This window comes from Pinibacter soli (assembly GCF_029961145.1).
GTDB lineage: Bacteria > Bacteroidota > Bacteroidia > Chitinophagales > Chitinophagaceae > Pinibacter > Pinibacter soli.
In genome coordinates, this window is sequence record NZ_JASBRG010000007.1 from 124,624 (window position 1) to 151,364 (window position 26,741).

The following is a 26,741-nucleotide window of genomic DNA, read 5'->3' on the forward strand; positions in this document are numbered from 1 at the left end:
GCTAAAAACTCTACAAGCATCAATTATTTATTATTCATTTTCAAGTTCTTGAATCAAATTTTCCAGCAATTGCAGGTGTTCGCCGTATAACTTTTGCAAATAAAGTTTTGTGAAAAAAAACATGCCAAGGCTAAACAGGAAGTAACAAATAATAAGCGGCAACCACAAATGCGAAAACATATAAAAGGTGAAAATTGACTGATTAGGCGTTACAGAATTGAATTCAAAAAGAAAAACAAACACCGCCATGCAGAGGCAAACCGGCAACAATATCATGCAAAATCGAAAGTAATGTCTCACGTACGCTTTGATTACTGATTGGGTGTCAAGAAGATTTTGCTTTACCGAAAGATCACTGTCTAGCTTGTGTAATTTTAAACGAAGCGCCAGCAATGCAAAAACAAACGAGATACTTATGCATGAGAAAGCACCAAAATACATTCTGAAACTAAAAGAAGGGTAGGCAAAGGCAAAATACACGAAAGCAACAGACGCCACAATTGCGAGTGCAGTTTCTGCTACTACGCTTTGTTTTATTTTTTTTACCACACTCTCGGCCTTCATGAGCATAGCACTTTGCAGCAGATCCGGCTTTTGATAAAAGCGGTTGCTTTCCAGTCCCAGTTTAAGTTGATCCTTCAATGCATCCAGTTCCATCAGAATATTTTTAATGACTGTATAAATATTTTTCGCTTTCTTCCTTAAGTTTCTTTTTCAGTCTGTTCATTTTTACTGCGACATTATTGGCAGTAATACCAAGCACATTACCCATTTCCTTATAATCATAATCATCGAGGTATAGGGTTACCAGCGCTTTGTCGATATCGGAAAGTCCATGGATGGCCTTGTACATGGCGGTCAATTGTTCATCGGCCTCGGGTTGTTGATCATGGGAAAACGCCAATGCATCCACAGCGCTGTCCACCTTTCTCTGCCTGTTTTCTTTCCGTTTAAAAGTGAGGGCCGTATTGAGTGCCACGCGATACAACCATGTAGTGAAGAGCGAATCGCCTTTAAAATTGCGAATGCCCTTCCAGGCGTTTAGCGTTATTTCCTGGAAAAGGTCTTCCTTGTCCGTATGACTCTGCGCATACAGATTGCAAACTTTATAAATGATCCGCTGGTGATTTGTAATTAGTGCTATAAATTCTTTCTCTTCCATTAATAGACGCCTGCAGCGTTAGTAACTCAAAATAGGAAAATATTACAGGGGAGGGGAGAATAACTGAATAACTGAGTAACTGAACAGTTGAAATATTGAATAAATTGAATAATTGAATTATTGGTGAAAGGTCACCTTTCAAGTTCAGTTATTCAGTTAATCAGTTAATCAGTTACTGGTGCAAAAAACAAAAGCGCTCCGTGGGAGCCCCACGAAGCGCTGTTTATGAAAAAAGATGCGCAAAAATTATTGAACTGAAATTTCTCTGGCAGTTTCTTTCACTTCTTCCTTTTTAGGAACAAACAACTTCAAAATGCCATTTTCATACTTCGCCTCAATACCATCCGCTTTCAGTTTGTCATCCAAAGTAAAGCTGCGCTTGAAGCTTTGGAGCGAGAATTCGGTACGAACTGACTTTGCATCTTCTGATTTAGTTTCCGCTTTCTTCTCGTAGCTGATGGTCAACAAGCCATTGTCTACGCTGATCTTAAAATCTTCTTTGTTTCTACCGGGAGCATTTATTTCCAGATTATAACCGTTTGCTGTTTCAACAATATTTGCCGGAGGCTGGTTAAAGCTGTTCTTCACTTCTTTATTCCAGAAATTAGGCAACTCATTGAATAACTCATCAAATACATTGTTTACTGATTTTTGCAGTGGGTTGTTAACTTTTACGAATGTCATAGCTGTTATTTTTTTGTTTTTAAAATTTGCTTTGTTGAATTCTATTTTTCAAATGACATACCAATGCATAAAAATCGATCAGTTTGGCATTTTTGACTGTTTAAAAGAGACAGAAAGTCATTAAAATGTAAAATTTACTGCCATAATTGCATAAAATGCTTTGCTTTTATCTTTTTCGTAATTTTGCGGTATCACAAAATCTTAAAAACGTAAATAATGTATCCAGAAGAGATAGTTATACCAATGAAAGAAGAGTTAACTGAAAACGGATTTTCAGAGCTTTTAACCCCATCAGAAGTAGATGCGCAGCTTTCGAAAGATGGTACAACATTGTTAGTTATAAATTCTGTTTGCGGTTGTTCAGCAGGTACTGCACGTCCTGGTGTATTGATGGCCGTTGCTAACGGAGCAAAAAAACCTGATTACTTAACTACAAGTTTTGCAGGATTTGATGTTGATGCAGTGAGAAAAGTAAGAGAGCATTTAATGCCTTACCCACCATCTTCTCCTTCTATTGCATTGTTTAAAAATGGAGAATTGGTTCATTTTATTGAGCGCCACATGATCGAAGGAAGGTCTGCACAAATGATCGCCCATAATTTGATCGCAGCATTTGATACATATTGTTAAGTTATGAGTATTGAGTAATGAGTGAGGCGGTTGAAAGTGTGTTATATACCTTGAAATATAAAACTCAAAATCCGCAACTTTCTGTGAGAGATGAGTAAAAAGCGAGCATTTTGATGCAACGGCTAATTCAAAACCCATAACTCAAAACTTTTTCTGGCTTTGTTCATAGTGATTATCCCTTCTCTTTCGGAGAAGGGTTTTTTGTTTAAAAAGTAATGAGTTTGGGGTAGGTGGCGCAAGTGAAGCGCCTAACTCAAAACTCAGAACTCAAAACTCATTACTTATAACTTATTACACAAAACTTACAACTTTTCAGTATCATTGCTGCTTTAATCGACAAAATACATGTATCCGAATTTATACTACGCATTCAAAGATTTGTTTGGAGTTAATTGGACGGGACTGAGATTCGTTAATTCGTTTGGTTTCTTTGTTGCGCTGGCTTTTATTGGTGCTGCGTGGACACTAACCCTTGAGTTGAAGAGAAAAAGCCAACAGGGGCTTTTGCACTATGAGGAGCAAAAAATAATAATCGGACAACCAGCAAGCGCTTCTTCTCTTATATTGAACTTTTTTCTGGGTTTCTTATTAGGATACAAAATCATTGGTGCGTTTCTTTCAAATGCAGAAAATCCCCAGGAGTTTATTTTTTCTCCCGATGGTAACTGGATCGCAGGTATCTTGCTGGGCGCTTTTTTTGCTTTTATTAAATGGTCGGAAAAAAACAAACAAAAGCTTTCCAAACCTGAAGAAAGAATCATTCGCATATGGCCCCACGACAGGGTAGGCGACCTTGTGATCTTCGCAGCAATTTTTGGTTTCGCAGGTGCAAAAATTTTTCATAACCTGGAGAATTGGAACGAGTTGATGCGCGACCCTGTAGGCTCTTTGCTTTCTTTCAGCGGATTAACTTTTTATGGCGGCTTGATTTGTGCAGCGATTGCGATCTGGTGGTACGCAAAAAAACATCATATTGGTTTCTGGTATTTGAACGATGCGGCGGCTCCAGGTTTGATGCTGGCTTATGCCATCGGTCGTATCGGTTGTATGGTTGCAGGTGATGGCGACTGGGGTATTGTAAATACAAAACCAAATCCGTTTTCATGGTTGCCAAACTGGATGTGGTCATTCAGATTTCCTCATAACGTAATAGGTGAAGGTATTCAAATTCCCGGCTGTGTGGGACAGTATTGCGCTCAACTTCCGGAGCCTGTTTACCCGACTCCGTTTTACGAGACAGTAATGGGTCTAATCTTGTTTGCATTCCTCTGGAGCATACGCAAAAGGATTAAAATCCCAGGTGTTTTGTTTTCAATTTATCTGATAGTAAATGGTCTTGAACGCTTCTTTATCGAAAAGATAAGAGTAAACACCAAATATGATATTGATGGCTTCCATCCAACGCAAGCTGAAATCATTTCTTCTTTAATGGTGCTTGGCGGCATAATATTGATCATCTATTTGACGAGGAAGAAACCGGTGTTGGAGAAGGTTGGGTAAGGTGAGAGATTTACTTACCATTAAGACTTAAAAAAATCAGAAGACGCTAAAGCCTCTTTTTTTGTTTACCACAGAGTTAACGGAGTTTTTTTCACAGAGAAAAGGAGAGGTGTTTTAAAGAGTGTGACTAGATTTTCACAATCAGTCGCGATGATTTTTTTTACACGAATCATCTCAACAATTCAACCCCTCTTTTCCTCTGTGAAAAAGACTCCGTTAACTCCGTGGTAAAAAAGATAATCGGGGTTATTTATGTTCCCCAAACACGCTTCGTAGCTCATCTGCAATTTCCCCCAGTGTGCATTTGTTTTCAACGGCTTCAATTACAGTTGGCATAATGTTATCGCCGCTGTTGGCTTTGTCATTTAATTCCTGCAAAATAGAATCACATTTAGCCGGGTTGCGGTTATGACGCCAACTATTGAGTTTTTGTACCTGCAGTTGTCTTATGCTGTCATCAATTTTAAATGAAGGCGGACGCTGGTTTTCATCGATCGCGAATTTGTTTACGCCCACGATGATCTTTTGTCCCGTTTCAATATTGCGCTGGTATTCGTATGCACTGCGTGCAATTTCATCCTGGATAAATCCGGCTTCAATAGCGCTTACACTGCCGCCCATTGCATCGATTTTAGCGATCAGTTGCCATGCTTTTTCTTCTACTTCATCAGTTAGTGTTTCGATGAAATAACTGCCTGCTAACGGATCGGCGGTATCTGCAATGCCACTTTCATAGGCTGCAATTTGCTGTGTACGCAACGCAATTCTCGCAGCTTCTTCTGTTGGAAGATTCAAAGCTTCATCGTAACCGTTTGTATGCAGACTCTGTGTACCACCAAGCACAGCAGCCAGTGTTTGAATGGTAACACGACTGATATTATTGAGCGGTTGTTGTGCCGTTAAAGTGCTGCCGCCGGTTTGCGTGTGAAAGCGCAGCATCATTGCTTTGGGATCTGTTGCTCCAAGCGATTGCATGATCTTCGCCCACATGCGTCTCGCTGCGCGGAACTTCGCCACTTCTTCAAATAAATTATTATGTGCATTAAAGAAGAAGGACAGACGTTTGCCAAATACATTAATATCCAGACCTTTTTCAAGTGCAGCTTGTACATAAGCTTTTCCATTGCTCAAAGTGAAAGCAATTTCCTGCACGGCCGTGCTTCCTGCTTCGCGAATGTGATAACCGGAAATAGAAATGGTGTTCCATTTTGGAAGGTCATGGCTGCACCATTCAAAAATATCGGTAATTATGCGCATCGAAGGTTTTGGCGGATAGATGTAAGTGCCCCTTGCCGCATATTCTTTAAGTATATCGTTTTGGATGGTGCCGGATATCTTTTTGAGGTCCGCACCTTGTTGTTTTGCCAATGCTACATAAAATGCAAGGAGAATAAATCCCGTCGCGTTAATGGTCATGGAAGTAGAAACATCTTCCAGCTTGATACCATTAAAAAGTGCCTGCATATCTTCGATGCTGTCAATAGCAACACCTACTTTTCCCACTTCGCCTTCTGCAAGCTCATGATCACTGTCGTAACCAATTTGAGTAGGCAAATCAAAGGCAACACTCAAACCCATTACTCCCTGGTTGAGCAAATAATGATAGCGTTTGTTACTTTCTTCTGCGGTGCTGAAACCTGCGTACTGGCGCATGGTCCACAGCTTGCCACGATACATGTCGGTTTGAATTCCGCGGGTAAAAGGAAACTCGCCGGGCAGCTCTTTTCCGGCATGAGCAATCTCTCCGTTCGGCGAATACACCTGTCTGATCTCAATACCGGAGTCGGTAAAACATTTTTTTTCTGGCATTCTGATATTTTATAGCAATCAATAGGGCAGTGAAGGTAGGGATTTTTGGGAGCGGACAAATAATTGAAAATTGAAAGTTGAAAATTGAAAGTGCATCAAGTTTGAACACCCAAATCAAAGAAGTTCATTTTCAATTTCCAATTATTCCTTAAACGCCAATCCTTTCTCTGCCAATGCTGTTCGCAGCTTCGGCATCGTACTTGGCCCCATACCGTGGAAAGTAAGAATTTCTTTTTCTGTGTATTTGGCAAGCATTTGTAAAGTGGTAATGCCGTTATTTTCTAATGCTCTTCTTGCGGGCGCAACAAGTGTAGAAAGGAAATCTTTGTCGGCAACTTTGTTTTTTTCTGCCGTCTTTTTTACGGTTGTTTTTTTAGCAGTTTTTTTTAACGCAACTTTCTGATCAGTTTCTGCTACTCTGAACTTTACGATCTGAGTGATTAAGTCGACCGGCAAAGGCTTGTCGAGAGGAAACTGTATTGCGCCTTTTGAGTTTTTGAACGACTGTATTTCTTTTTGAAAATTGGCAATACCGGATGAGGTGGGATAGAAGCCGATGTGATTTTTATATCCTGCAAAATAGACGAGCTTACCATTCTGCTCAAACGCAGGCATTCCATAACTAATAACTTCTTTTGCTTTTGGCGCAGCTTTCTGCACGGTCTTTCTTACTTTTTCCAAAAGACTTTGAACGTCTGCAGGAAAAGCAGCAATGTAGGCGTCGATGTTTTCGGCTTTGTCCATAACTAAGTCAAAATTTAAAAGTCAAAAACCTTGTATTCAGAAAGGATGATTAAATAAACGCATTTTCTACTTTTGATTTTTTCCTTTTAATTTTTAAAATCTCATTGTTTCTCAACAAAATTCTTGAAATTGTCCAAAATGGCCTGCCAGCCGGCTTGTTGCATTTCGAGCGAATTCTCTTCCTCGGCTTCAAAGGTTTCAACGACTTCGGTTTGGCCGTCTTCTTCCTTGAAAAGGACTTTTGCCGTTCTGCCGTCGCCCATGGTGTATTCGATCAGTTCCTTCTCGACAACTTCGTCGTAAACGCCGCCAAAGTCAAATCCAAAGCTGCCGTCTTTCGCTTCCATACGATAAGAAAAACTGCCGCCTTTGCGAAGATCGTTTTGCGCTGCAGGTGTGTGCCAGTCAGGCGAAGCATTGTTCCACTGCTTAATAGCTTCAGGATTAGTAAAGCTTTTCCAAACTTTGGCAAGCGGGGCCTCGATGAGGACTTCCACAGTGAGGTGAGATCTTTTTTGATCCATGGTATGTTCGTTTTATGTAAACGCAAAATTCAAAAGTCAAAATTCAAAAAGTGTACAGTCCTAAAAAAGGCTAACGTCTCTAACCTTTTCGATTTTTGACTTTTAAATTTTTACTTTTTATTGCATTATCTTCTTCGCCTCAAAACTCAACGCTTCCTGCACCAGTCCGTGCATCGAACCCTGCGGTTGACTCATGATCACTTCAAGAAGCTTTCTGTTGAGCTCCTGTCCACTTGCATCTGACGGCAATATTAATGCCACCTGGTTTATAAGGTGAATATTCTGTTCTTTTAAAGTTCTGATGGCTTCCCATGCCTGAGCTGAAACATAAATCTGCTGGGAAAGGTTGTATTCAAATTCCTGGCGGATCGTGTTTGTCAGCAATAATTGCATTTCAGTCTTGTTGGCATCGGGTTGATTGAGGCGGCTAATGAGGTTTGGCAATGCAATTCTTTCGGCCAGAATCACCAGCCTTTCATACGCCTGTAATTGCAGAGAAGTTGAAGCATTTACCTCGGATTTAGCCGGGGTTGCAGCTTCCGTTTTTTTCAGCTCCTTTTTGTCGCGTAAGTAATAGAAAAAGTAAAGGCCTCCGATTATAACGGCAAGGGCAATAACTACTAAGACCATTTGGGTTGTACTTAAGAAATCCATTGTGTATTATATATCTATTTGAGCAAATGTAAATAAACGTGATAATAGTTGAATTATTGAATGGCTAAATAACTGAATAACTGATTAACCGAATAACTGAAGGTTAAAATGTCAAAAAGTATCTTTAGGTGTTCGGTCACTCGGCTATTAACTGATGACATATATTTTTAAAGCCGTTTTCATTTAACGAGTCAGATACTCGGTTATTCAGTTATTCAGTTACTCAGTTATTCATTTATTCCTAAATTTGCGCTATGGAAACAACTACAGAAACAACTGCTCCGGTAACACTCACTGAAGGTGCGGTGAAGGAGCTGAAAAGATTAATGGACGCAGAAGGTTTCGATAAATCTCAATTTCTGAGAGTAGGAGTGAAAGGCGGCGGCTGCAGTGGCATGAGTTACGTGCTGGGTTTTGATGCGAGACTGGAAAACGATGACACTTTCGAAATCAATGGCATTCAATGTATAATGAATAAATCCCACGGATTGTATCTTATGGGCATGGAGATCGACTGGCAAGAAGGTTTGAACGCAAGAGGATTTACTTTTACCAATCCAAACGCAAGCAAAACCTGCGGGTGCGGAACCTCATTTGCAGTGTAAGATTTTTTCCCGATAATGTTTTGAAATGCAGGGCCTCGAATGGTTCTGCTTTTTTGTTTTTAGGATTCTGTAATCCGGTTCGATCGTCTCATTGATTTTTTCCTAAAACGTAAACAAATCGTTTTTAACGTGCCTAGTTTTGCGCATCGTTATTGGACAGCATCTACCTAACTTTAAATCAACAGCCATGACAAACGCCTGGACCAACAGATGGAATGAAAGATACGCTGGTAAAGAATTTGCCTACGGCATCGAACCCAATAATTATTTAAAGGAGCAACTAAACAAACTTCCTCCGGGAAAAATTCTCTTTCCTGCGGAAGGTGAGGGCCGTAATGCGGTATTTGCCGCAATGAACGGATGGGATGTTTTTGCATTTGATATTAGCGCCGAAGGGCAAAAGAAAGCGCAACAGCTTGCCGCTTCGAATAATGTTTCAATTCATTATGAGGTTGGGGAATTGCAAACATTAAATTACCAGCCTGATCAGTTTGATGTAATTGCGCTTATCTACGCTCATTTTCCTGCAGACATGAAATCCCTGATTCACAAAACACTGAACAAGTACTTATGCAAAGGCGGTACAGTAATTTTCGAAGCGTTCAGCAAAAAACATATTGAGTACCTTGTAAAAAATGAGAAAGTCGGCGGACCGAAAGATCTGGGTTCTTTATTCTCAATCGAAGAAATTAAAGCCGATTTCAGAAACTATGACTTCAAAGAATTGGTAGAAACGGAAATTGAACTGAACGAAGGATTGTTTCACAACGGCGTAGGTTCTGTGGTGAGGTTTGTGGCTGAGAAGAGGTAGTGAATTGAAAATTGAAAGTTGAAAATTGAAAATTCTTTGATTGCGTACACGTTCAATTAATTTATTACTTGGTTATTTGCAAACTTCAAGAGATTAGTGACTACGCGTTGAAGCATTCCTAATTCCTAATTCTTAATTCCTTCAAAAGGTGCATTTCTTCGTCTTACAGAACGACAGCATTTCCGAAAGGCCATTTACGCAATGATGCGGATCGTGGTTGTTACAACAGTTGATTTGCCTGAATTCCATAGTGCCACCATATTGCGGCCCCTCATAATAGCTCGGCTGGCTGGTGTCTTTGCCAATGTTATATGCCTGTTTCACCTTCAGTTTGTTGTTATCTTTCACCGTCACTTTTACAAAACACAAATACTTTGATCCCAAAGTGTCAACAGTCGTTTTGAATAAAATTTCATCCGGTTTCGATTGTTCGTAATCAACATCGTAATCAGGAAATCTGATTGAATCCTTACCATTCACCACCAACAAACTCATGCGCTGATTATTATCTATCGAAAAATAAGAAGTCTTCTTTTTCTTATTGTCCTCAAACTTCCAGACATTATTCTGCAATGATTTCACCGCCACACGGGTGGCTTCTTGTGGAGAAGAAGTTGTTTGGGCCAAAGCAACAAAACAGCAAATCATCATTGTGCAACCAATTAATACTGCTTTCATTCTTTTTTCTTGTTTAGTAAACCTGAAAAAATGAGATACAGATTTTCATAGAATTTATCGGAATAAATGCCGCTAAACAAACAAATAAACATTAATGCCCCGGGCTTCACATCCAATTCGCCCGAAAAGAATAAATTGGGTATTAACAACGAAAGGCCCAGCACTACTAATCCCGTAAGTGCTCCCAGTACCGGCAACGACCAATATGGCGTGTCTTCAATGCGTGCTTTTTTTGAAGCTATCTGTAAAATAATGGCTATCAATGCGCCAATCATTCCAAACGAACAGGCAGTAATAATATAACTGAGATAGGAGGGAACATCTTCAGCCCAGGGAAAAAGTTTCTGTGTTTTTTCTCCCTCAAGAATAGATTGCATGGAAACCCTGTTCTTAAACAAAATGCCATTGTATTCAACCTTAGCAGTATCCTTTTCGTCGATCGTTTTTTTAATGAGGTTGTTGTTCTCCATCCGGGTAATGCCACCACTGCCAAAGTAGAGGGCGATAGCCAGCCAGCCAACGATCACAGCAACGGGAACGACGCTTTTCATTACAAGGAGTTAGTACTTAGAAAGATACCGCAAAAAATGCGAATTTGAAAATTTGAAAATATGGGAATTTAAAATGCTGTTAGTGCGTCGGTAAACATGATTAATGGCGGGCGCTTAAAGACTGACAGCCATTATTGAAGAAGGATTGACCGGAAGCATTTTAAATTCCCATAGTTTCAAATTGCAACTACGCAGTAGTTGGCCCCGGGTCTTCCGGCTTTTCTCCTTTGTTGAACAGGTTGTGAAACATGCCTTCAACATCTCCGAAATGTTCTTTGAAAGCTTCGGAGCCTTTGGTTTTTAGCTCTGCGAAATAATCTTTCGCTTTATCGGCAGCATTTTCTGCCTCGTTTTTGAACTGATGCGCTTTGTCTTTCAGATTTTGGGCAAGCTTTTCTTTTTCCTCAGGCGTCATTGACATGTACTTATGTGCCGCAAATGCCGCTGCTGCACCCAAAAGGAAAGTGGCAATGTGTTTGGAATCTACACTCATAAAAGAAGTTTTACAATTTGGTTGATACCATTGTAACATTCGTGCCAAAGGAAGGTTGTGCTAATTTGAAAATATGGGAATTTGAAAATGCTTCCACTGAATCATTCCTGATATTAAATATCAATTCTTTGAGGCGGTCGGCAATACTAGCCCCCTGACCCACCCACTGAATTTTCAAATTTTCAAATCTTCCAAATTTTCAAATTATTTTTGGTTCTTAAACTTAGCGAATGAAACTGGATATACTGGCAATTGGCGTTCACCCGGATGATGTGGAACTTGGTTGTTCGGGCACTCTGATCAACGAAATAAAAAATGGTAAAAAGGTAGGCGTGGTTGATTTGACACAAGGCGAGCTCGGAACCCGTGGAACGATTGATACGCGCTACACGGAAGCCGTGAAAGCCGCGGAAGTGATGGGTGTTCACGTGCGTGAAAACCTGAAAATGCGTGACGGATTTTTTAAGAATGATGAGGAGCATCAACTGAAACTGATAAGTGCTTTGCGCAAATACCAACCGGAAATAGTTATTGCGAACATTTTGCACGATCGTCATCCAGATCATGGCCGTGCAGGTCACCTGATCGCAGATGCATGCTTTCTTTCCGGCCTCACGAAGGTGAAAACGAATGATGAGGATGGCAATCCGCAGGAAAAATGGCGCCCGAAATATGTACTGCATTACCTGCAGGATTGGTATCACGAACCAGACCTGATCATCGACATCTCAGATGTTTTTGAGCAACGAATGAAAGCAATCGAAGCTTATGGCACACAATTCTTTAGCACAGGTGAGGCGAACGATGAGCCGGTTACCTACATTTCCACACCCGATTTTCTCGATAGTGTAACCGCAAGGGCACGTATGCTTGGCAAACGCATAGGAGTGAAGTACGGCGAAGGATATATAAGCGAGAAAAAAATTGGAATCAGAAGTTTGGACGCGTTGGTGCAGAATGAAACATAACAATGACTGAATAAACTGAATAAACTGAATAAACTGAAACGCAGTAGAGCTGGCCACTTTCAGTTTATTCATTCCATTCAGTTTATTCAGTTATTCTTTTTAGGCCTTTTCGACTTAAAACACGCCCAAGTCATCCCCTTGTAATTTTAACTGTTAAATATTCTACATTTCTAATATGTTTAAAATTAATTGTCGTTCATTTAAGGGAATCTCCGCTACTTAAGCATACTTTTGTGGCTTACTTTAAAATGAATTTGTGATGGCAATTCCTAAATTTCCCAGTGTTCCCAACTCATTCCACGCTGAGTTAAAAAAGAGGATCAGTGAATATTTTGAAGAAGTGGGCAAATCACAGACGGGAAATTACAGCCTGTTTATGAAAGCGGTTATTTTGATGGTGAGTTTATCATTTGTATATATTCACCTTGTATTTTTTACTCCAAACGCTTTTTGGTGCATCATTGAAAGTGCAGTAATGGGTTGCCTGATTTCGGCGATTGGTTTCAATGTAATGCACGACGGTGCCCACGGCAGTTTCAGCAAATACAAATGGGTAAATCACATAGCAGCATTCTCTTTAAACATACTGGGTGGAAACAGCTTTATGTGGAACATGAAGCATAACGTTATTCACCACGCATTTACCAACGTTGATGGTGTAGATGATGATATCGATGCCCAACCCTGGTTGCGCATGAGTGCCACTCAAAAGAAATACAAGATGCACAAATACCAGCACTTATACTTTTGGTTCTTTTATTCCTTGCTTTATTTCTTCTGGATCTTTGTTCTGGATTATCAAAAATATTTTAAATCAAAGGTGGGCACCATGCAATTGAAAAAGATGAGCCTATCTGATCACCTTGTATTCTGGGGCTTTAAATTATTTCATGCTTTTCTGTTTATTGGTTTGCCTATTTACATGGTAGGTTTTACTGATTGGCTGATAAGTTTCCTCATTGTTACATTGGTTGCCGGATTTGTATTGAGCATCGTGTTCCAATTGGCGCACACTGTTGAGCATACATCTTTCCCAATGCCAAATGAGAGCACCGGCAAACTGGACGACGAGTGGGCAATTCACCAATTGAAAACAACCGCAAACTTTGCCACTAAAAATAAAGTGGTTAGCTGGCTGGTAGGTGGTCTGAACTTCCAAATTGAGCACCACCTGTTTCCCAAAATTTCACACGTACATTATCCTGCAATCAGCAAGATCATCAAACAAGCTTGCGAAGAATATGGCATCAAATACATTGAATACACCAAAGTTCGTTACGCAGTTGCTTCACACGTGTCGTTCTTAAGACATGTCGGAAGGGCGTAGAGAGAAATTGAAAATTGAAAGTTGAAAATTAGCCACTCCGTAGAGACGCATTGAATGAGTCTCCCATGTAAACACGAAGTGAAAATGTATAATTAAAGAGGCTGTCTCAAAATATTACACTGCCCCCAAAAAGTTAGACACTTTATGGGGGCATTTTTTATGATAAAAAGAAACAGCCGCAGTTTTGAGTTTAAGTTAAGCTGTGTAAAACAAATGAGTGAGCATTATCGCTCTGCAAAATCACTTGGGAAAGAATTCGGGATTGCTTATTCGTTATTTGAGACATGGTATAGAATATACGAGCACCATGGAGCATCAGGATTACTTCCTAGAACGCCTTAGCTCACGAAGAAAACAAGCGCAAGCCATAATAGAGCTAAGGCATCAGTTTGACTTAAATATGCTGTTAGACTGTACAAAGATGGCGAGGAGTACATTCTACTACTACCTTAAGAAAAATGACCGGCTAGACAATACGCTGAGACTAAAGGCGTGATCAAAGCTATTTTCAATGCCCATAAAGGACGGTATGGCTATCGCCGGGTTACCTGTCAGGTCAAAAAAAATGGATTAAACATAAACCACAAAACAGTCTATAGATTGATGAGTGAGTTAAAATTAAAGAGCTCAATACGAGTTAAAAAATACAAGTCGTACAAAGGCACACAAGGAAAAATTGCTTGCAATGTTTTAGAAAGAAACTTTAAAGCAGAGAAACCTTTCCAGAAATGGGCAACAGATATCACAGAGTTCAGAGTTAAGGAAAAAAAGCTCTATCTGTCGCCGATAATTGATCTGTTTAACCAAGAGGTCATCAGCTATGAGCTAACTGATAGGCCGCATTTTAAAGGAGTAATGGATATGCTCGAAACAGCATTAAAAAAAATAGATAAACCCACGGAGTTGGTTTTACATTCGGATCAGGGGTGGCATTATCAAATGTTGAAGTATCAAAAGGTATTGAAACAAAATGGGATCATACAAAGCATGTCCAGAAAGGGAAACTGCCTGGATAACGCTGTAGTCGAAAACTTCTTTGGAACTCTTAAATCAGAATTATTTTACCAAAAACACTATGTATCCACAGAAGAGCTTAAAGAAGACATACATAACTATATTGAGTACTTTAATAAAGAAAGAATAAAGCTAAATTTAAATGGAATGAGCCCGATAGAATATCGAGCTCATTATAACAAATCAATAACTAAATTCGTCCAACTTTTTGGGGCCAGTTCAGTTTTCATCAATAGTAAAATCTTGTACGGGTTTTACACAGGGCAGCTTTTTCAGGCAGCCCTTTCATTTTTCAAGAAAAGAAGTCACCGCATTTGAAAATGCTTTTGTTTGCATCGTTGTATTATGAACGCCGGGCACTTCAACAAAAGTTGCACCGGGTATCAACTTCGCCAGTGCCTTGCCATCGCCGTTGTCTTTATCTTCATCACCACAAATTACCATCACTTTGTTTTTGCATTTGGCCAACTCTTCCTCGCTGGTGGAAGGCTGATATTTTTGAATCAGCGCCAGCACTTTGGTGTCAAGCCCTGTTTGTTTCGCAAATTTCATAAACCCTTCAAGCGAGGGAGCCAAAGTATCGCCATTCAATGCCCTGTAAAACAATATCCGCCTCGGCCATTGCGGATTTGTAAAGTCAGCGCCCATTCCACCCAGCACCACTTTGTCAACTCGTTTGTCTTTTACCATTAATCTGGTACTTATAATCGAGCCGCGGGAATAACCGATGAGGTGATAGAGATTGATGTGTAAATAATCGAGCAACCCCATTATGTCTTTCGCTTCTGCATCATTCATGTATGCACTGTCGTTTTTGGGCTTGTCCGACTTTCCATTTCCCCGCAGATCCATGATGATGAGCTTATAACCTTTCTGCAAGAGATCTGTATACAGTGCACTGCGTTTCCACGAATTTCCGTTTACCACAAATCCGTGAACCATCACTACAGGATAGCCGCTGCCGTGCACTTCGTAATAAATGCGGGTGCTGTCGAACGATTTAAAATAACCACTATCAACTTTCTGAGCGAAGCTTGCAGAGAAAAGAAATAGCGTAAAGAATATTGCAGAGAAGATGGATTTCATAAAAGCAATTTTGAGGTAAGAGAAGGAACACAGATTTTCACGATTGTGATGATTTGTTATGGTCTTTAATTGTTTGTCCAAGTCGCTGATTAATGATTTACTGTTGAAGTGTGCGACGCAACGAAGATCAATTTTTATTCTACAGCTGATCCCCAAAAAAATCTTACCAAATCATCGTAATCATGAAAATCTGCGTTCCTTCAAGATACAGCATTCTATCGATTTTTCGTACATTGTATTACTAAGTGAGGCTTAGTGTCCTCAGTGTCTTAGTGTTGGAAAAAATGCACTGCATCGAAACAAACACAAACCATTTTCAATTGAAAACACTACCGTGCCTCTTGCTTGCCTTACTGCCACTCTTACTCAATGCCCAGCGAAGCAAATTCATTGATTCGCTTTTGGATAACCGGCTTATTCTTGTTCCAAAATACACGCGGCCCACAGAAAGCAATGAAAGCCTGCTGCTGAAGATGAATTTTGGGCAGCCGGATATTCTAGATTCCACCGGAGTTTGGAAACTAAAAGATGCCCAGATATTATCCGTCGACCTGGTTTTTACAGACTATCCTTCTGCCCAGGATCTGAAACCTTTGAATAGAAAGCGGTACAATAATCTGCTGAATCTTATTCCTATCAATATTCATGACGGCAATATCAGTTGGCAAATGATCCGGCAATTGGATGGCAAAGACAAAGAGTCATCGCTCGGGCTTTTGCATGGCTGGGTAATTAACTATCGTCCGAAGTTCAAACCAGAAGATACCGAAACGGAAATCGCCTATATTGACAGTGTAATTAAAAAGCTTAGCAAACGTGAGCCAATAGTGGATAGTGTTTCTTCCGACAAGATCCGCCACTGGGATGTAATACATGGAAAAAATGCCAACGTGTACAGGGAATATGCAGGTAGACCGATAAAAATTATTACCGATGATGAACGGTTGGTAAAAAAACTATTCTGGCCCAAGAAAGATACGCTTATCAGAATACCGACAGAGGTTGCCAGGAAGGAACAATTGTTGGTTTTTCCGCAGGAACGCGCCATTAAAAGTGATTCTGTCTTCTTGGTATTGAGTCCGTTTGTAGTGATTGCAAAAAATGACACCATAACGTATGGTGAGCGATCAATAATCAGGGGAACAATTCCTTCCGTTTTAAACCGGGTTCCGATTACAGATGCGCTGGTTATTGCTGATGTTACGGGTAGCATGGCGAGGTACACCGGCCAACTATTGTCGTGGTTGTCACTTCACGATGAAGACTCTTCTGTTAAATATCTTGTGTGTTTTAACGATGGGGGTATTAAAGCTGACAATCAGAAAAAGATCGGAGAGACGGGAGGCATTTACGGTCGTCAATACACAAACGTCTCCAATGCGGCGAATTTTATTAAAACCGTAATGAGGGGTGGAAATGGTGGCGACGAACCGGAGAACGATTGCGAAGCAGTCATCAAGGCAATCGAAATGTTTCCTGATTGTAACGATGTGGTTCTGTTGGCCGACAACTGGGCACCCATGCGCGACATTTCCCTTGCTAAAGAGATTCGCAAACCGGTGAAAGTTGTTATCTGCGGTGATAACATGATTGGTGTAAATCCCGATTGTATAACCGTTGCTTTACTTACCGGCGGATCGCTTCATTTTTTGAATGAAGATGTTGTGGATCTGACTTTGTTAAAAGAAGGAAAGCAAATGATGATCGGTGGAAAAATGTACAAATTCAACGGACACAAAGTTGTGGAAGTAAAAAAGTGACAGCATTAGTAAACTGTCAGGTTGAGCTTGTCGAAGCCCTTTCATTTTGATAATGACCCTTTCAAAATGAAAGGGTTTTCGTTTTTTGTCCTTGTGTCAAATTTTTATAAAATTTTCCCAAACCATTGTTCTCACTGCGTTCCATTCAGTTACACTCTGTTTTTATTTTCTGTGGCATTCGTTTGGCAATATAGGGTCAAACACTACACAATGAAAACGAATGGTCCTCCGAATGGGCAAATGCAAGTCACCCTTTTTTCAACGATTCACGATTGTGCAAGGGGGCGAATGCGATTCGCCCTACGTCTCGAATTTTAAATTAAACCCAAAATGATCACATTATTATTATGTCTCGCAGGGCTTATTTGCTTCTATATCTTTTTCAAATCCGTCGATTGGTTTGAAAACATTTAAGCATCCTAAAACAGCTACTATGAACACATTATTTGCTATCTCGATCATCGTATTTGTTTACCTGGTGTATGTACTTGTAAAGCCAGAAAAGTTTTAATAACTGAATAACTGAGTAACTGAATAACAGAAGGTTCAAGTCGATGAACCTGTTTAATATTCAATTACGCTGTTATTCAACGGTAGAATAGATAAAAGTTTGCATTTCAAAAAAGCATCTTCAAAATTCAACAACTCAGTTATTCAGTTATTCAGTTACTCAGTTATTAAAAATCTCACAATGAACACAGAACTAGCAGGTGTGATAGTCACCTTTATCATAACCGTACTATTAGCAATACCGCTCGGCAGATACATTGCAAAAGTATTTGCGGGAGAAAGAACACTCACCGATTTCATGAACCCGGTTGAAAAATTCATTTATCGATTTTGCGGTATTGACCCTCAAAAAGAAATGAACTGGAAGGAGTTTTTAAAGGCATTGCTCACCATCAATATGTTGTGGCTTGTGTATGCTTTTTTCACGTTATTGTTCCAGGACAAATTGCCGCTCAACCCTGATGGCAATCCGGCTCAAACACCAGATCTCGCGTTTAACACTGCGATCAGTTTCCTTGTAAACTGTGATCTGCAGCACTACTCAGGCGAATCCGGCGTTACATATCTTACACAACTGTTTGTTGTAACCTTCCTGCAATTTGTAAGTGCCGCGACAGGAATTGCCGCATTGGTAGGCGTTTTCAACGCTTTGAAAGAAAAGACGACCAACAATCTCGGCAACTTCTGGCAAATATTCATCAAAACAATTACAAGAATATTACTGCCTATCAGCATTGTAATCGCAATCATTTTCATCTTTAACGGAATGCCTTCGAGCTTTGCAGGAAAAGATACAATTGTAACGATGCAGGGTGATACTGTAGGAGTGTCACGCGGCCCTGTTGCTGGAATGGTTGCGATCAAACATCTCGGAACAAACGGTGGCGGCTGGTTCGGTGCCAACTCTGCGCACCCTTTGGAAAACCCTAACTACTTCACCGGCATGATCGAATTGATAGCACAAACTGTCATTCCGATAGCAATGCTGTTTGCAATGGGATTATACATTAAACGGAAAAAGTTTGCCTACGTAATATTTGGCATCATGACCATCGGCATGCTTTGTTTACTCGTGCCAACGATGGTCTCTGAAATCAGCGGCAGTCCGGCCATTTCAAAACTTGGCGTAAGTCAGCCAACCGGCGCAATGGAAGGAAAAGAAGTGCGCTTTGGCCCGGCTGCTTCCGGTTATTGGAGCATCATTACCACTGTTATTTCTACGGGTTCTGTCAACTCCATGCACGATAGCAGCATGCCGGTTTCCGGTTTGATGCAAATGCTCGGTATGATGATCAATGCATTTTATGGCGGGTGCGGCGTAGGTATTCTCAACTATTACATCTACATCATTATAGCGGTGTTTATATCGGGATTAATGGTAGGCCGAACACCAGAATTGATGGGTCACAAAGTCGAAGCACGTGAAGTAAAGATCGCTGCACTAGTCACATTATTGTCTGCATTCCTCATCAAAGGAGGCGCCGCATTGGCAGCATACTTCGTCGCACATCATGGTGATATGGCGTGGGCGGTTAAACCATCGGCTTGGCTGAACAACCCGTCGTATCATGGCTTCTCAGAAATGCTGTATGAATTCACTTCTGCCAATGCCAATAATGGCAGCGGTTTCGAGGGATTGGGCGATAACAATATTTTCTGGAACGTGTCAACAGGCTTTGTTTTGATCCTTGCCAGGTTTCTTCCCATCATTGGCCCGGTCGCCATTGCAGGACTGTTGGCGAAAAAGAAATTTGTGCCCGAATCCGCAGGAACATTAAAAACAGATTCACTCACATTCGGCATGATGACAATGGCAGTTATACTCATCATCAATGCGCTGTCGTATTTCCCGGCATTGGCGCTGGGACCGATAGCGGAAGCTTTGCGCGGAGCGAATTAATAATTAATAATGAATAATTAATACGCTACACTCAAGCAATAATCGACCATATTTTTTATGCCACACCTATTAATTCTTAATTATTAATTGAAATGAAAGCATCAACGTTCGCTCCTGAGCTAATCAAACCAGCTCTCGCGCAATCCTTCATAAAACTCAATCCACGCAGCATGTTCCGCAATCCTGTGATGTTCACAGTGGAAATTGGAACACTGGTAATGCTGGTGGTTACTATTTATTCTTATACAGTAAAAGATAAAACCATTGGCAACTTTGGTTACAATCTTACCATTTTTATTGTGCTGTTTCTCACTTTGCTCTTTGCCAATTTTGCGGAAGCTATCGCAGAAGCAAGGGGGAAGGCACAGGCCGACAGCTTACGCAAGACACGTGAAGAAACACCCGCGAAGAAAGTAAACCTTGTCGGTGAAATTTTCACCAACGAAATCGAAATCGTTTCATCATCCCGTTTGCAAAAAGGAGATTACTTCGTTTGCGATGCAGGCGATATTATTCCGATGGATGGTGAAATAGTAGAGGGGCTTGCTACTATAGATGAAAGCGCCATCACGGGCGAATCTGCACCAGTGATACGCGAAGCTGGCGGCGATAAATCCTCTGTTACAGGCGGTACAAAGGTTTTGTCTGACCACATCAAAGTACGTGTTACTACCGAGCCCGGCGAGAGCTTTCTCGATAAAATGATCGCATTAGTGGAAGGTGCATCGAGACAAAAAACGCCGAATGAAATTGCACTGACTATTTTGCTGGCAAGCTTCACGCTCATCTTCATCATCGTGTGTGTGACCTTGAAGCCATTTGCGGATTATGCCAACACTACTATCAGCATCGCGGCATTTATATCATTGTTTGTATGTCTTATTCCAACCACAATCGGCGGTTTGTTAAGCGCTATCGGCATCGCTGGAATGGATCGCGCACTACGTGCAAATGTCATCACGAAAAGCGGTAAGGCGGTAGAAACAGCGGGAGATATTGATACGCTGCTGCTTGATAAAACGGGAACCATCACGATCGGTAACAGGAAGGCAACACACTTCTGGCCGGTAAAAGAAATCAACAGCAAGTCCTTCATTGAAACCTGTGTGCTGGCTTCTGTTGCAGATGAAACGCCTGAAGGAAAATCAATTGTTGAACTCGCAGCCAACAGCAACGGTTCACCAAAAAATATTGATGAGTACAAACAAATGTTACTCGCAAAACATACAGCTCCAAAATTCATAGAGTTCACCGCTGAAACAAGAAGCAGTGGCGTTGATTTCGAAAATGAAAAGATCAGAAAAGGTGCATTTGATGCCATTAGGAACCAGGTCACAAAAGCAGGAAACAACATTCCACAAGAAACTGAAGAACGTGTAAAAACCATTGCTTCAAATGGTGGGACACCTCTGGTTGTGAGTAAGAACAACCAGGTGCAAGGTGTGATCGAATTGCAGGATATCATCAAACCTGGCATCAGCGAGCGTTTCGAACGACTGAGAAAAATGGGAGTGAAGACTGTAATGGTAACGGGTGATAATCCCTTAACTGCAAAATACATTGCTGAAAAAGCGGGTGTAGATGATTTCATTGCAGAGGCTAAGCCGGAAGATAAAATGAACTACATCAAAAAAGAACAGCATACCGGTAAGCTCGTCGCAATGATGGGAGATGGCACAAATGATGCTCCCGCACTTGCACAGGCAGACGTTGGTGTAGCTATGAACAGTGGCACGCAAGCTGCAAAAGAAGCGGGCAACATGGTAGATCTTGATAATGATCCAACCAAGTTGATCGAGATCGTTGAGATTGGAAAACAATTGTTGATCACAAGAGGAACAATTACAACATTTTCCATCGCGAATGATGTAGCAAAATATTTCGCCATCGTTCCGGCGTTGTTTATTACATCGATTCCTGCCTTGCAAGCCATGAATATCATGCATCTTAAAAGTCCGGAAAGCGCCATATTATCAGCGGTTATTTTCAACGCGATCATTATTCCAATGCTGATTCCTCTTTCACTGCGCGGTGTCTCTTACAAACCAATCGGCTCCAGCGCTTTGCTGCGAAGGAATCTATTGATCTATGGCCTTGGCGGTCTCGTCGCACCGTTCATTGGCATTAAGATGATTGATATGTTGCTGGGAGTATTTATGTAAAAGCAATTTGCCACACAGGCACAGTGGACGCGGAATTTTACTGAAGCTTGATAAGCAGTTTATACTATCCTCTGTTTTTCTGTGTCTTTGTGGCAAAAAACAGGTGCGAAGCACCTACTAGTTTAAAAATAAAAATCATGAAAAAGTATCTTCTTACTTCAATAAAATTAACGGCTGTGCTACTTGTTTTACTTGCTGTTTTATATCCTTTGTTTTTATCTGCCGTAGGCAAACTGGCCCGTGGCAAAGGGAATGGCGAAACCGTAAGTATCAACGGAAAAGTAGTTGGCTATGCAAACATTGGCCAAAAATTTACGCAGGATAAATATTTCTGGAGCCGTCCATCTGCGGTGAATTACGATGCAGCAGGTTCCGGAGGTTCGAACAAAGCAACAAGCAATCCTGAGTATTTAAAAACAGTGCAGGATAGGATCGATACATTTCTTGTACATAATCCGGAAATCAGAAAAGAAGACATTCCTGCGGAGCTTGTAACTGCATCTGGTAGCGGTCTCGATCCTGATCTTTCTCCGGCCGGCGCCAAAGTTCAAGTGAAACGCATAGCCGCCACGAGACATATTTCAGAAGACAAACTAAACAACCTGATAGATGAGCAAACTGTTAAACCTTTGCTTGGGGTGTTTGGCCCTGCAAAAGTGAATGTACTTAAACTGAATGTGACGTTAGATGAAATGAAATAGAAATACAATGGCACACAGATGACGCTGATTAGACTGATTTACGCAGATTCTTTATAACTAAATACTTGAACCATTGATTAATTAATTTGTTTGAGAGGTTAAAATGATTTTACTGCATGCCTAATGGAAAAAAATCAGTGCAAATCAGTCTAATCAGCGTCATCTGCGTGCTCTCTTAAATACTTACAGATGAAAAGAATAATTCTAATTACAGCCCTTTGGGGATTTATCTACGGACGAACAAAAGCTCAAACCGTTATCAATATCGATACAGCGAACAAATCACAACTTACCATCGAAGGAAATATTGACGCTTATTACGGCTATGATTTTAATAAACTGCAGACAAAAGACAGACCATATTTTGTTTCGCATTCGCGCAACAACGAAGTGAATTTGAACCTTGCTTATATTTCATTTAAATACAGCTCGGAAAGATTTAGAGCGACGGTGGCTCCCGGATTTGGCACCTATATGAATGCTAACTATGCAGCGGAAAGCGGCTCCCTGAAATATATCGTCGAAGCATATGCCGGTTTCAAACCATTCGCCAAAAAGAACATCTGGTTAGACATTGGCATCTTGCCTTCACCTTATACAAATGAATCTGCTTTTTCATTTAATCAGTTAGTATATACGAGAACTTATGGCGCGGAAAATTCTCCTTACTACCTGGCTGGTGCAAGGCTTTCTCTGCCATTAAGTAAAAAACTTACGACCAGTCTGTATTTACTCAATGGTTGGCAACAAATTTCGGATGTAAACAACTCTATGAGTTTTGGATCAAACCTTGAGCTAAGCGCCAATGAACACCTTACACTTGACTGGGACACCTACATAGGCGATGAAAGCTCTGCGGCCCATCCTGATTACAGGACAAGATATTTCACTGATTTATATGCCACCTGGAACCCCTCTCAAAAAATAAGCTTTGCAGCATGTACCTACATTGGCTTGCAGAAAAAATTAATCGACGATAATACAATGGAAAATAGTTATTGGTGGCACGCTAACACAGCCATCAAATATTCATTCTCAAAGCACCACTCACTCTCTGCGCGGGTGGAATATTTCGATGACAAAGACGGTGTAATTGTGCAGCCTATTACCAATGTTATCGGCTTCAACAGTTTCAGCGAAAGTCTTTGTTATAATTGGAGCGTAACCGACAAAGTATTGTTCAGAGTAGAAGCAAGATATTTTCAATCCGGCAAAGAAGTGTACCTGAAAGAAACAACACCTGTGAAGAATGATCTGTGGATGATTGCGGGAGTAACAACGAGATTTTGAGTGATAAGTTATGAGTGATGAGTTATGAGTAGTTGTCGATGATAAATAATTCAAGACGGAATATAGAACCTTTGTTGAATAGAATTCATATAGTACAAGAGTGCGACGCAAGAGTAGCACAATAGTAGCAATTCAGTCGACCCCAAAAAAACTCAAAACTCAAAACTCATAACTCATAACTCAAAACCACCCTAACAACTAACAACAATCAACTAACAACCAAATTGAAAGGCAAACTAAAAATATACATAGGCATGAGCGCCGGCGTAGGTAAGAGCTACCGCATGTTGCAGGAGGCTCATGCCTTGTTGCGCAATGGTGTAAATGTGAAGATCGGCTATATAGAAACGCATGGGCGACAGGAAACACAGGCGCTGGTTGACGGGCTGCCAGTCATTCCCCGAAGAGAGGTTTTCTACAAAGGAAAAATGCTGGATGAACTGGACGTGCAGGCCATTTTACTGCTGCATCCACAAGTGGCGATTATTGATGAATTGGCACACACCAATATTCCCGGAAGCAAAAATGAAAAGCGCTGGCAGGATGTAGTAGATATTTTAAATGAAGGTATCGACGTCATTACTGCCATCAATATTCAGCATATTGAAAGCATTAACAATGAAGTGTATCACATCACTGGTATAGAAGTGAAAGAACGTGTACCCGATACCATTTTGCAAATCGCCGATGAAGTAGTGAACATAGATCTCACCGCCGAAGAATTGATAACGCGACTGAAAGAAGGTAAGATCTATGACAACAGCAAGGTGCAACATGCGCTGCAAAATTTTTTCAAACCGGAGAAGATATTGCAATTGCGGGAACTGGCCCTGAAAGAAGTCGCGGGACAGGTGGAGCGCAAAGTAGACGTAGAAGTTACCCGCGACAAATCACTGCGGCCCGAAAGATTCCTGGCTTGCATTTCAAGCAATCACACAACTTCACAAAAGATCATCCGCAAAACGGCACGACTTGCTTCTTACTATAATTCCAAATGGTATGTACTTTACGTGCAAACGAAACGGGAGAGTATGGACAAAATTCCGCTCGATAAACAACGTCATCTCATTAACAACTTCAAAAACGCTACAGAGCTTGGCGCGGAAGTAATACAGGTAAAAGAGGACAACGTTGCTGAAGCTATTATGCAAATAGCAATTGAAAAAAAGGTTACTACGGTGACTATCGGAAAACCGCACATGAATTTATTTCAGATAATTTTACAAACAAGTGTTTTCAAACAATTACTCCGTACATTGTCATTGAACGACATTGATCTTATCATTTTATCATGAATCGCTTAAGAACCAAAATAATCACAGGTGTTGCTTTTTTGTTTCTACTCTTGTTGATCGTCGGAGGAACCGCCGCTTATTTTTTAACAGCACTAAGTCACGACGCCAACGTAATTCTTAAGGACAATTATGAAAGTTTGTCTTACTGTCACTCCATGCAACAACAATTGGTGATGATGGACAAGGATTCGAATGCTATCCGCAAGTTTAATCAACAGTTACAACTCGAAGAAAAGAACGCGACGGAAGTGGGTGAAGCACAAGCAACCGCACATATTCGAAGTGCATTCGAACAATTCAAAGCATCTAAAGAAAAATTTCCACTACTTAAGAATGAAATAGAAAATCATATTCAGGAGGTGCTGGCACTCAACATGCAGGCAATCGACAGAAAGAACAAACAAGCGCAGCATACAGCTACCAAAGCAATTACCATCATTACAGTGTTGGGCGCCATTGTTTTTCTTTTATCATTTACTTTTCTTGCCAATTTTCCTTCCTACGTTTCGGGCCCACTTTCAAAACTCAACGAAGCGATCAAAGCCTTGTCTGACAAGAATTACAACTATCGTGTGCATATAAACCGGAAAGATGAATTTGGCGAACTTGCACAGGCTTTCAATACTATGGCGGAAAAACTGGATGAATATGAGCACAGCAATCTCGCCACCATTTTGTTTGAAAAGCAAAGAGCAGAAACTGTTATTCAAACGATGAAAGATGCCAGCCTTGGAATTGATGTGAACGGAAAAGTTTTATTTGCCAATCGGCAGGCATTGCAATTGTTGAATTTGAAAGAGGTTGATGTAATCAACAAATCCCAGGAAGAAGTAGGCAAACGAAATGATCTGTTTAGATTTTTATTGCAGGAAAACAATGGCACTCCTTTCAAAATTGTAGTGGAGAACAAAGAGAATTATTTCACTAAGGAGATCAACGATATCACACAAGACGGTCAGAAAACCGGCCGGGTAATTGTATTTAAAAACATCACGCCATACAAAGAGCTTGATCTCGCAAAAACAAATTTCATTGCCACCATTTCACATGAATTAAAAACACCGCTTGCCTCAATGGATCTCTCTTTAAAACTATTGAAAGATAAGCGTACCGGCGACCTGAACAACGAGCAGCACGAACTGGTGGAACATATCAAAGATGATAAAAACCGCCTGGTAAAAATAGTAGGAGAGTTGCTTGACTTGTCGCAGGTGGAGACAGGAAACATACGACTTAATATACAATCTGTGAATGTTAATAAAGTTCTCGACTTTGCATTGCAATCCGTACAAATGCAGGCTACGCAAAAGCAAATCACTCTTGAAATAATAAAAACCAGCAACGAAGAAATGTATTGCAAGGCTGATGCGGAAAAAACGACCTGGGTGCTGACAAATTTGCTCACCAACGCGATCAGGTATTCATCGGCTTCTTCAAAAATTATAACCACCATAAAAAATATCGACAGCAAAGTGCAGTTCAGCGTGCAGGATTTTGGTAAAGGCATTTCGAAGGAAGAACAAAGCCACATCTTCGAAAAATTTTATAAAACAAAAGGCGACATCAAATCCGGTACCGGCCTCGGACTGGCCATAGCCAAGGATTTCATCATATCGCAAGGCGGAAAGATATGGGTTGAAAGCGAAGAAGGAAAGGGAAGTGTGTTTGCATTTGAATTACCGAAAGCGTAGAGAGCACGCAGATGACGCTGATTCGACTGATTTACACTGATCTTTTGGATGTGTTATTTCATCCAATACTTAAACACGTTACTGAAATAATTTGAAATTTGATACTTGAAATTGAGGCAACTGTCCGATTTCAAATACCAATCTCAAATAAAAAAATCAGCGTCAATCTGCTAAATCAGCGTCATCTGCGTG

26 protein-coding genes and 1 pseudogene are annotated in these 26,741 nt (G+C 40.7%); 16 read left to right on the forward strand and 11 right to left on the reverse strand.

Annotated elements, in window-relative coordinates:
- Positions 1 to 30: 30 nt before the first annotated feature.
- From QJ048_RS11535 to QJ048_RS11545, 3 genes are all read right to left on the reverse strand, one after another.
- A complete protein-coding gene (locus QJ048_RS11535) occupies positions 31 to 657 on the reverse strand; it encodes a hypothetical protein (protein ID WP_282334505.1) in 627 nt (208 codons plus the stop codon).
- A 10-nt stretch (positions 658 to 667) separates the two neighbouring features.
- Complete coding sequence (locus tag QJ048_RS11540) at positions 668 to 1,162, reverse strand: RNA polymerase sigma factor (protein WP_282334506.1); 495 nt, start codon at positions 1,160 to 1,162, stop codon at positions 668 to 670.
- 246 nt (positions 1,163 to 1,408) lie between these two features.
- On the reverse strand, positions 1,409 to 1,846 hold the full coding sequence (locus QJ048_RS11545; protein WP_282334507.1) for an Hsp20/alpha crystallin family protein: 438 nt from the start codon (positions 1,844 to 1,846) through the stop codon (positions 1,409 to 1,411).
- Positions 1,847 to 2,062: 216 nt separating this feature from the next.
- Between QJ048_RS11545 and QJ048_RS11550 the strand changes: the two genes are divergently transcribed.
- Together QJ048_RS11550 and QJ048_RS11555 are read left to right on the forward strand one after the other, a co-directional pair.
- Positions 2,063 to 2,476, forward strand: a complete 414-nt coding sequence (locus tag QJ048_RS11550; RefSeq protein WP_217794406.1) for a BrxA/BrxB family bacilliredoxin — start codon at positions 2,063 to 2,065, stop codon at positions 2,474 to 2,476.
- A 345-nt stretch (positions 2,477 to 2,821) separates the two neighbouring features.
- Complete coding sequence (locus QJ048_RS11555; RefSeq protein ID WP_282334508.1) at positions 2,822 to 3,976, forward strand: prolipoprotein diacylglyceryl transferase; 1,155 nt, start codon at positions 2,822 to 2,824, stop codon at positions 3,974 to 3,976.
- Between the two features lie 246 nt (positions 3,977 to 4,222).
- Here the strand turns inward: QJ048_RS11555 and QJ048_RS11560 are convergent, their stop codons facing one another.
- From QJ048_RS11560 to QJ048_RS11575, 4 genes are all read right to left on the reverse strand, one after another.
- On the reverse strand, positions 4,223 to 5,785 hold the full coding sequence (locus QJ048_RS11560) for an acyl-CoA mutase large subunit family protein (protein WP_282334509.1): 1,563 nt from the start codon (positions 5,783 to 5,785) through the stop codon (positions 4,223 to 4,225).
- 141 nt (positions 5,786 to 5,926) lie between these two features.
- A complete protein-coding gene (locus QJ048_RS11565; protein WP_282334510.1) occupies positions 5,927 to 6,529 on the reverse strand; it encodes a DUF1801 domain-containing protein in 603 nt (200 codons plus the stop codon).
- Between the two features lie 101 nt (positions 6,530 to 6,630).
- A complete protein-coding gene (locus tag QJ048_RS11570; protein ID WP_282334511.1) occupies positions 6,631 to 7,053 on the reverse strand; it encodes an SRPBCC family protein in 423 nt (140 codons plus the stop codon).
- Positions 7,054 to 7,170: 117 nt separating this feature from the next.
- On the reverse strand, positions 7,171 to 7,683 hold the full coding sequence (locus QJ048_RS11575) for a DUF7935 family protein (RefSeq protein ID WP_282334512.1): 513 nt from the start codon (positions 7,681 to 7,683) through the stop codon (positions 7,171 to 7,173).
- Positions 7,684 to 7,961: 278 nt separating this feature from the next.
- Between QJ048_RS11575 and QJ048_RS11580 the strand changes: the two genes are divergently transcribed.
- Both QJ048_RS11580 and QJ048_RS11585 read left to right on the forward strand, forming a co-directional pair.
- Positions 7,962 to 8,312 (forward strand): HesB/IscA family protein, encoded by a 351-nt coding sequence (locus QJ048_RS11580; protein WP_282334513.1) that lies wholly within the window; start codon positions 7,962 to 7,964, stop codon positions 8,310 to 8,312.
- 187 nt (positions 8,313 to 8,499) lie between these two features.
- On the forward strand, positions 8,500 to 9,123 hold the full coding sequence (locus QJ048_RS11585; protein WP_282334514.1) for a class I SAM-dependent methyltransferase: 624 nt from the start codon (positions 8,500 to 8,502) through the stop codon (positions 9,121 to 9,123).
- 141 nt (positions 9,124 to 9,264) lie between these two features.
- On the opposite strand, the gene QJ048_RS11590 is transcribed toward QJ048_RS11585, so the two are convergent.
- The 3 genes from QJ048_RS11590 to QJ048_RS11600 all read right to left on the reverse strand — a co-directional run bounded on the left by QJ048_RS11590 (position 9,265) and on the right by QJ048_RS11600 (position 10,845).
- Complete coding sequence (locus QJ048_RS11590) at positions 9,265 to 9,801, reverse strand: hypothetical protein (protein ID WP_282334515.1); 537 nt, start codon at positions 9,799 to 9,801, stop codon at positions 9,265 to 9,267.
- The gene (locus tag QJ048_RS11595) at positions 9,798 to 10,352 is read right to left on the reverse strand and encodes a hypothetical protein (RefSeq protein ID WP_282334516.1); all 555 of its coding nucleotides are present in this window, start codon (positions 10,350 to 10,352) and stop codon (positions 9,798 to 9,800) included. Before QJ048_RS11595 ends, QJ048_RS11590 begins: the two co-directional genes overlap by 4 nt.
- Positions 10,353 to 10,539: 187 nt before the next feature.
- Positions 10,540 to 10,845, reverse strand: coding sequence for a YtxH domain-containing protein (locus QJ048_RS11600; RefSeq protein WP_282334517.1), 306 nt, complete (start codon positions 10,843 to 10,845; stop codon positions 10,540 to 10,542).
- Between the two features lie 230 nt (positions 10,846 to 11,075).
- On the opposite strand from QJ048_RS11600, the gene bshB1 reads away from it, so the two are divergent.
- The 4 genes and pseudogenes from bshB1 to QJ048_RS11615 all read left to right on the forward strand — a co-directional run.
- Entirely contained in the window at positions 11,076 to 11,813 is a 738-nt protein-coding gene (bshB1, locus tag QJ048_RS11605; RefSeq protein ID WP_282334518.1) for a bacillithiol biosynthesis deacetylase BshB1, read from the forward strand.
- Between the two features lie 259 nt (positions 11,814 to 12,072).
- Positions 12,073 to 13,140 carry a fatty acid desaturase family protein gene (locus QJ048_RS11610; protein WP_282334519.1) on the forward strand — a complete coding sequence of 356 codons (1,068 nt, stop codon included), beginning with the start codon at positions 12,073 to 12,075 and terminating at the stop codon, positions 13,138 to 13,140.
- 159 nt (positions 13,141 to 13,299) lie between these two features.
- A complete protein-coding gene (locus QJ048_RS23450) occupies positions 13,300 to 13,482 on the forward strand; it encodes a helix-turn-helix domain-containing protein (RefSeq protein WP_425607797.1) in 183 nt (60 codons plus the stop codon).
- Between the two features lie 138 nt (positions 13,483 to 13,620).
- Positions 13,621 to 14,472: pseudogene (locus QJ048_RS11615) on the forward strand (IS3 family transposase); the annotation flags it as partial.
- Here QJ048_RS11615 and QJ048_RS11620 read toward each other — a convergent pair.
- Positions 14,440 to 15,240 (reverse strand): alpha/beta fold hydrolase, encoded by an 801-nt coding sequence (locus tag QJ048_RS11620; protein ID WP_282334520.1) that lies wholly within the window; start codon positions 15,238 to 15,240, stop codon positions 14,440 to 14,442. The pseudogene QJ048_RS11615 and the gene QJ048_RS11620 overlap by 33 nt on opposite strands.
- Before the next feature lie 320 nt (positions 15,241 to 15,560).
- On the opposite strand from QJ048_RS11620, the gene QJ048_RS11625 reads away from it, so the two are divergent.
- From QJ048_RS11625 to QJ048_RS11655, 8 genes are all read left to right on the forward strand, one after another.
- The gene (locus tag QJ048_RS11625) at positions 15,561 to 17,000 is read left to right on the forward strand and encodes a hypothetical protein (protein WP_282334521.1); all 1,440 of its coding nucleotides are present in this window, start codon (positions 15,561 to 15,563) and stop codon (positions 16,998 to 17,000) included.
- A 433-nt stretch (positions 17,001 to 17,433) separates the two neighbouring features.
- On the forward strand, positions 17,434 to 17,511 hold the full coding sequence (gene kdpF / locus QJ048_RS23455) for a K(+)-transporting ATPase subunit F (protein ID WP_217794469.1): 78 nt from the start codon (positions 17,434 to 17,436) through the stop codon (positions 17,509 to 17,511).
- A 180-nt stretch (positions 17,512 to 17,691) separates the two neighbouring features.
- Entirely contained in the window at positions 17,692 to 19,410 is a 1,719-nt protein-coding gene (gene kdpA, locus QJ048_RS11630) for a potassium-transporting ATPase subunit KdpA (RefSeq protein ID WP_282334522.1), read from the forward strand.
- Between the two features lie 92 nt (positions 19,411 to 19,502).
- Entirely contained in the window at positions 19,503 to 21,572 is a 2,070-nt protein-coding gene (gene kdpB / locus QJ048_RS11635) for a potassium-transporting ATPase subunit KdpB (RefSeq protein ID WP_282334523.1), read from the forward strand.
- A 137-nt stretch (positions 21,573 to 21,709) separates the two neighbouring features.
- Positions 21,710 to 22,273, forward strand: a complete 564-nt coding sequence (locus QJ048_RS11640; RefSeq protein ID WP_282334524.1) for a K(+)-transporting ATPase subunit C — start codon at positions 21,710 to 21,712, stop codon at positions 22,271 to 22,273.
- A 189-nt stretch (positions 22,274 to 22,462) separates the two neighbouring features.
- Positions 22,463 to 23,563: an outer membrane beta-barrel protein gene (locus QJ048_RS11645; RefSeq protein ID WP_282334525.1), complete on the forward strand. Its 1,101-nt coding sequence runs from the start codon at positions 22,463 to 22,465 to the stop codon at positions 23,561 to 23,563.
- A gap of 224 nt (positions 23,564 to 23,787) precedes the next feature.
- A complete protein-coding gene (locus tag QJ048_RS11650; protein WP_282334526.1) occupies positions 23,788 to 24,858 on the forward strand; it encodes a sensor protein KdpD in 1,071 nt (356 codons plus the stop codon).
- On the forward strand, positions 24,855 to 26,549 hold the full coding sequence (locus QJ048_RS11655) for a HAMP domain-containing sensor histidine kinase (RefSeq protein WP_282334527.1): 1,695 nt from the start codon (positions 24,855 to 24,857) through the stop codon (positions 26,547 to 26,549). The genes QJ048_RS11650 and QJ048_RS11655 overlap by 4 nt, the downstream gene beginning before the upstream one ends.
- The last annotated feature ends 192 nt before the right edge of the window (positions 26,550 to 26,741 follow it).

Excerpts from the sequence above, each read along its gene's own strand:
- QJ048_RS11535 (WP_282334505.1), bottom strand. The coding sequence starts at position 657 with ATGGAACTGGATGCATTGAAGGATCAACTTAAACTGGGACTGGAAAGC.
- QJ048_RS11540 (WP_282334506.1), bottom strand. The coding sequence starts at position 1,162 with ATGGAAGAGAAAGAATTTATAGCACTAATTACAAATCACCAGCGGATC.
- QJ048_RS11545 (WP_282334507.1), bottom strand. The coding sequence starts at position 1,846 with ATGACATTCGTAAAAGTTAACAACCCACTGCAAAAATCAGTAAACAAT.
- QJ048_RS11550 (WP_217794406.1), top strand. The coding sequence starts at position 2,063 with ATGTATCCAGAAGAGATAGTTATACCAATGAAAGAAGAGTTAACTGAA.
- QJ048_RS11555 (WP_282334508.1), top strand. The coding sequence starts at position 2,822 with ATGTATCCGAATTTATACTACGCATTCAAAGATTTGTTTGGAGTTAAT.
- QJ048_RS11560 (WP_282334509.1), bottom strand. The coding sequence starts at position 5,785 with ATGCCAGAAAAAAAATGTTTTACCGACTCCGGTATTGAGATCAGACAG.
- QJ048_RS11565 (WP_282334510.1), bottom strand. The coding sequence starts at position 6,529 with ATGGACAAAGCCGAAAACATCGACGCCTACATTGCTGCTTTTCCTGCA.
- QJ048_RS11570 (WP_282334511.1), bottom strand. The coding sequence starts at position 7,053 with ATGGATCAAAAAAGATCTCACCTCACTGTGGAAGTCCTCATCGAGGCC.
- QJ048_RS11575 (WP_282334512.1), bottom strand. The coding sequence starts at position 7,683 with ATGGTCTTAGTAGTTATTGCCCTTGCCGTTATAATCGGAGGCCTTTAC.
- QJ048_RS11580 (WP_282334513.1), top strand. The coding sequence starts at position 7,962 with ATGGAAACAACTACAGAAACAACTGCTCCGGTAACACTCACTGAAGGT.
- QJ048_RS11585 (WP_282334514.1), top strand. The coding sequence starts at position 8,500 with ATGACAAACGCCTGGACCAACAGATGGAATGAAAGATACGCTGGTAAA.
- QJ048_RS11590 (WP_282334515.1), bottom strand. The coding sequence starts at position 9,801 with ATGAAAGCAGTATTAATTGGTTGCACAATGATGATTTGCTGTTTTGTT.
- QJ048_RS11595 (WP_282334516.1), bottom strand. The coding sequence starts at position 10,352 with ATGAAAAGCGTCGTTCCCGTTGCTGTGATCGTTGGCTGGCTGGCTATC.
- QJ048_RS11600 (WP_282334517.1), bottom strand. The coding sequence starts at position 10,845 with ATGAGTGTAGATTCCAAACACATTGCCACTTTCCTTTTGGGTGCAGCA.
- bshB1 (WP_282334518.1), top strand. The coding sequence starts at position 11,076 with ATGAAACTGGATATACTGGCAATTGGCGTTCACCCGGATGATGTGGAA.
- QJ048_RS11610 (WP_282334519.1), top strand. The coding sequence starts at position 12,073 with ATGGCAATTCCTAAATTTCCCAGTGTTCCCAACTCATTCCACGCTGAG.
- QJ048_RS23450 (WP_425607797.1), top strand. The coding sequence starts at position 13,300 with ATGATAAAAAGAAACAGCCGCAGTTTTGAGTTTAAGTTAAGCTGTGTA.
- QJ048_RS11620 (WP_282334520.1), bottom strand. The coding sequence starts at position 15,240 with ATGAAATCCATCTTCTCTGCAATATTCTTTACGCTATTTCTTTTCTCT.
- kdpF (WP_217794469.1), top strand. The coding sequence starts at position 17,434 with ATGAACACATTATTTGCTATCTCGATCATCGTATTTGTTTACCTGGTG.
- kdpA (WP_282334522.1), top strand. The coding sequence starts at position 17,692 with ATGAACACAGAACTAGCAGGTGTGATAGTCACCTTTATCATAACCGTA.
- kdpB (WP_282334523.1), top strand. The coding sequence starts at position 19,503 with ATGAAAGCATCAACGTTCGCTCCTGAGCTAATCAAACCAGCTCTCGCG.
- QJ048_RS11640 (WP_282334524.1), top strand. The coding sequence starts at position 21,710 with ATGAAAAAGTATCTTCTTACTTCAATAAAATTAACGGCTGTGCTACTT.
- QJ048_RS11645 (WP_282334525.1), top strand. The coding sequence starts at position 22,463 with ATGAAAAGAATAATTCTAATTACAGCCCTTTGGGGATTTATCTACGGA.
- QJ048_RS11655 (WP_282334527.1), top strand. The coding sequence starts at position 24,855 with ATGAATCGCTTAAGAACCAAAATAATCACAGGTGTTGCTTTTTTGTTT.